The organism is Nocardia sp. NPDC051900 (genome assembly GCF_044452545.1).
GTDB lineage: Bacteria > Actinomycetota > Actinomycetes > Mycobacteriales > Mycobacteriaceae > Nocardia > Nocardia sichangensis.
Genome location: NZ_JBITBU010000060.1, coordinates 1 through 4578 on the forward strand (window position 1 = coordinate 1; position 4578 = coordinate 4578).

Sequence of the window (4578 nt, forward strand, 5' to 3'; positions counted from 1 at the left end):
GGCGCGCGCCGACTTCCCGTTCTGGGTGTCGTTCGATTCGATCTCGACGAAACTGGTCGCTTCGAACGCGACCACGCTCGCCGACCCGGCAGGCAAGGCGCCGCCCAACTTCACGCAGGTATGGAACCGCGGTGATCAAGACGGCTGGCCGGTGCATCTGCTACAGGGCCCGGGCACATTCGTGATCGGCGACAACGGTGGGCCGCGCCGAATCACGCTGCCGCTCAATGTCGGCGAGGTGGCTCGCGTGAGGACGATTCCGAACCGCCGCAGCGTCGTCGAGCTCAACACCGGCGCGAACATCTACCCCCGGCTGTCGGGCCGGTTCTCGACACCGGTCGCGGCCGGGGCGGTGGTGCGGATCCCGGTAACCGTCACGGGCGCCGTCGCAGGTGTCACCTCGGCGATCAGCTCGCTCACCCCCTGGCGGCGGTGGCCTGAGTGACTGCCCCGCCGATGGACCTCACGCAGGTCCCGGACTGGCAGGCATTCACTCTCGCGAACGAGCGCGCCGCCGTGCAGGAGCAGCCCGAAGGCCGCGCGCAACTCATCGTCACATTCCATGATCCGAAAGCCGCGCCGCTGGGCGAGTGCGGCGACTACATCTCGTGCGTCGTCACCCCGAAACGCAACGGGGTGTCTCCGGCGACGATCGTGCTGAAAGGTGACGATCCCTACGTCGAGATCGCCTCCCGCTGCTATTACACGGTCGTTCCCGTGACGATCGGGCTGCCGAACGGATGGCGGTGGTCCGGGCGCGTCGACACCTGTGCCGACGATTATGTCGACGGCGTCGCCACAGTCACGCTGCAATTGTTGGGCGACTGGAATTGGTTCAACAAACTCATCGTTTTCCCGGCGTGGTGGATGCCAATCGAGGCGCAGATACCGAAAGAAGCCGTGTTCATCGGGCCCGCGGTCACCAACATCAAGGAAATGGTCGCCGAGTGCGTGCTGCGGCAATCCGGGCTGCTCGGCGCGATCCTCGAATTCGCCAACAACATCCTGAATCCGGCCGCCTACATCGGCTCACTGCTCGACCTCGGTCCATTGGCGCTGCCGATCGTCGTCGTACCGACCAATCCGATCACCGACACCTCGAAGTGGACAGCGATCGTCTGCAAGATGACGACCGTCGCCGCGGCCGTCGAGCAGACGCTAAAAGACTGCGGTCTGATGCTGACCGCGGACCTGTGGAAGCCCGGCGACCCGCAACCGCTCGGGCTCGCCGAGTGGGGCATGACGCTCACCGAGTCGTGCATCGTCGTCGACGTCAAGGACATGACGAACGTGACCGGCCTGACCGGCACGGCGCTCGATGGCCTGATCGGTCTCGCCGTCGACCTCATCGACACCATCCTCGGCGAGATCCTGCTGCTCGTCTCCGGCGCCGACGTCGCCGACAGCGACTCCACCGACGCCACCAACCCGTACGGGTCCGGGATCCTCGCGCACCTGCTCGGCCTGGACGCGAAACCGCCGTGGGTGGTGCTCGAGGACGGCCCACGCTCGGGCATCAAAGAGAGTCACGTCGTCGCGCACCATCCGCTCGCCTACCGCGTACTCACAGGCGGGAAATCGCCGGATTGGGTCAACAAAGGTATTGACCTCATGTTGGAGTGGATGCTCAGCATGCTGCTGGCGGCGTTCGGCGCATCCGGTATCGCACCGACCCTCCTCGACGGGCTACTCGACAACGTCTTTCTCGCCTACCAGCAGATCGAGGACGAGCTACGGCGGATCCGGCTCGACAAATTCGGTTACCCCGACTATTTCGCGCAAGCCGGATCGGCGGCCTACACGCTCGATGCGCTGGTGATCCTGGAATCGGCGCTGTGGGATACGCGCGGATACCACAGTTTCCAGCTCGTCATGCAGGACGGATACCCGTACAACTTCGGCGGCAATTTGTTCGGACGCATGTTCGGCGACTACGGCATCGGCCATCCCGTGAGCTGGATCCGGAAGAACCGTATCTACACCGACTATTGCACCGAGGCGACCATCACCGACGACCGGACGCATCGGATTCAGATCATCGCCAAGGTCGGCGACCAGTCCGCCCTCGAGGCACCCGCCGCGCGCATGATGCGCCGCATCTCGAGCCTGTTCGACATCGTCAAGGCCGCCAGTCTGGCGCAGAACTAGGAGTTGCATTGCCCTCGCCCACACTGGTTTTGAACCCGGACGGTTCGGCGACGTGGACCGGCACAATCTGGTTCCCGAACATCAACGACGTCATGAGCACCGGTGTCGCCACGCTGACGCTCACACCCGCCGGTGGCTGGGGCAACTTCCCCGTCCTCGCCCAGGGCGACCCGGGTCTACCCGCCGTCATCGACTCGGTCACGGTGGCGACGCTGGACCCCGGCGCCCCGGCATCGGCCACGCTGACGCTGGTCGATCCGGGCGGCCCGGGCGAGGCCGCACACTACACAATGGCACTGTCACTGCCGCAGGGACAGCCCGGCACGATCGGTGCGGCCGGCCACATTCTCGGCAGCTCCGATTTCTCGAATAGTCCTGCGGATGGACAGATCCCGGTCTACAGCGGATCCAGCGGTCTCGTCGCGTGGGTGACGTACCACCCGGTGACGCCCTACTACGTGCTTCCGGGCACGTCGTTCGCTGCGCTCAACGAATCCTCGTCGGGCGCACGCGACATCGTCGCCGCGATTACCATCCCGTCGCAGACCTATCGGTACCGCCCGCGCATCTCGGGTGATCTGGAGGTGACCGGCGCGGCTGGTATGCGCATCGACGCCGAGGTGCGGATAGGTCCGCTCACCACTCCGGACGCGACGATCTCGACTTCGGGTGTGCTGATCGGCTATGGCCGCGGCCAAGAGTCCGCAGCCAGCGTGCACCTGAACATCACACCGTATTTCGGTGGGGCGACAGCAATGTCGCCGTCGGACACCTCGCCACCCGCATCCGTCGTCGCGGGCGCGCCCGCGCAGCGCATCGTGTTGAGCGCGGTGCGGCAGTACGGGTCGGCCGCCTGGACGACATCGCAGCAGCTCGGCGAACTACGCATCACCCTGGACGCGGTCTAGTTGAAGACGAACGGCGCCCTGTTGATCAAAGGGTGCTGTTAGTTGGCGCTGAGCAAGCAATTCATGGCCGGCGTCGGCGAGGCCATGAAAGATCTGCTGCTGGCGAACGTGTGCGCGGCGCTGGCGAATGTCGACATCAACATTTTCGGTATCGAGATCAGGCCGTTCGGGTTCCTGCAGCAATGGGGCGAGGATCTCGTCGCGCAAGCGAACCAGGCGATCGCTGACGCCGCTTCCGCGCAGGTGGCGGCGGATACCGCCAACAGTGGCGTGCACACGGTCGCCTCGGGTGTCACCGGCCCGATCACCGGATCCGCCAGCACCAACCCCGCCGACGTCGCGCCCGCGGTCTCGCAGCTCAACACGCAGGTGCAGACGCTCGGCGGCGCACCGGCATTGAACCTGTTCAACGGGGCGGGCACCTACAACTTCACCATCCCGACCAACGGCAAGACCGTCGACTTCGAGTGCGTCGGTCCGGGCGGCGGCGGCGGCCGCGGGCTCGTCAATGGCGGATCGGGCAACGGCGCGGGCGGCGGCGGCGCAGGCGGTTACACCCGCGTCACGATGCGCGTCGCCGACCTGCCCTCGACGACGCTGACTATCACGCTCGCCGCCGCCGGTGCGGGAGCGACCACCGACAACACGGTCGGGGGCAACGGTGGCACCTGCACGATCACCTGTGGCGGTACCACCCTGTTCAGCTGGGGCGGCGGCTTCGGCGGATTGCCCAGCGGCGGATCCGGTTACGGCGCCAACGGTGCGAACGGATTCGGTACCGAACTCAACGACGCCCACGGCGGCGCGGGCGGCTGGAATACCGGCGCGATTCCCGGTCTAGCGGGCGGCGGCGGGCATTGGACAGCGGGCGGTGCGGGCGGTGCGTCATCGGGCAACGCCGGTGCGGCGGGCACCTCGCCCGCTTCACCGCTGCGCGGGCCCGCATCCGGCGGCGGGGGCGGCGCGTGCGGGCAGACCGCCGGCACCAACGGCGGCCGCGGCGGCGACGGCGGATTTCCCGGCGGCGGGGGCGGGGGCGGCGGCGGCTTCAACACGTTCGCCCAGAACGGCAACGGCGGCAACGGCGGCGGCCCGCAACTCGCGATCACCACACATTTCAGCTGAGAACAGGAGCCGAATGTCGGAAACCTGGCAGTGCCCCGACTGCGAGACAGCCATCACCTACGACCCCGACGACGCGGGCAGCTCCACATGGACACGCGGCTACATCGACGGGCACCAGCGCGGACACGCCGTGCACGCCGACGTCGGACACAACCCGCGCGTGCCGAGCCTCTCGACCGATCTCAGCACAACGAAACCAGGTGATATGACATGACTCTCGGACTCGACTACGCAGGCGGACGCCCGGATCCGGACGCCATCAAGGCCAACGGCTACCGGTTCGTTGTCCGCTACCTGTCCAGTGGCGGCCCGAGCCTGCCCGGCAAGCAATTGTTGCCGTGGGAAGCCGACGCGTTGCGCGCCGCGGGCATCGAGATCGTCTCCAACTGGGAGACGT

At 66.9% G+C, this 4578-nt stretch carries 5 protein-coding genes and 1 pseudogene; all 6 read left to right on the forward strand.

Annotation, left to right across the window (positions count from 1 at the left end; translation table 11 throughout):
• Positions 1 to 445 (forward strand): annotated as a pseudogene (locus ACIA5H_RS37480) (hypothetical protein); the annotation flags it as partial.
• Positions 442 to 2148, forward strand: a complete 1707-nt coding sequence (locus ACIA5H_RS37485; RefSeq protein WP_397081073.1) for a hypothetical protein — start codon at positions 442 to 444, stop codon at positions 2146 to 2148. The pseudogene ACIA5H_RS37480 and the gene ACIA5H_RS37485, both read left to right, overlap by 4 nt.
• An 8-nt stretch (positions 2149 to 2156) precedes the next feature.
• Entirely contained in the window at positions 2157 to 3056 is a 900-nt protein-coding gene (locus tag ACIA5H_RS37490; RefSeq protein WP_397081075.1) for a hypothetical protein, read from the forward strand.
• Between the two features lie 42 nt (positions 3057 to 3098).
• Positions 3099 to 4181 carry a hypothetical protein gene (locus tag ACIA5H_RS37495; protein ID WP_397081077.1) on the forward strand — a complete coding sequence of 361 codons (1083 nt, stop codon included), beginning with the start codon at positions 3099 to 3101 and terminating at the stop codon, positions 4179 to 4181.
• Between the two features lie 13 nt (positions 4182 to 4194).
• A complete protein-coding gene (locus tag ACIA5H_RS37500) occupies positions 4195 to 4395 on the forward strand; it encodes a hypothetical protein (RefSeq protein ID WP_397081079.1) in 201 nt (66 codons plus the stop codon).
• On the forward strand, positions 4392 to 4578 hold a 187-nt coding region (locus tag ACIA5H_RS37505), incomplete at its 3' end, for a glycoside hydrolase domain-containing protein (RefSeq protein ID WP_397081081.1). The genes ACIA5H_RS37500 and ACIA5H_RS37505, both read left to right, overlap by 4 nt.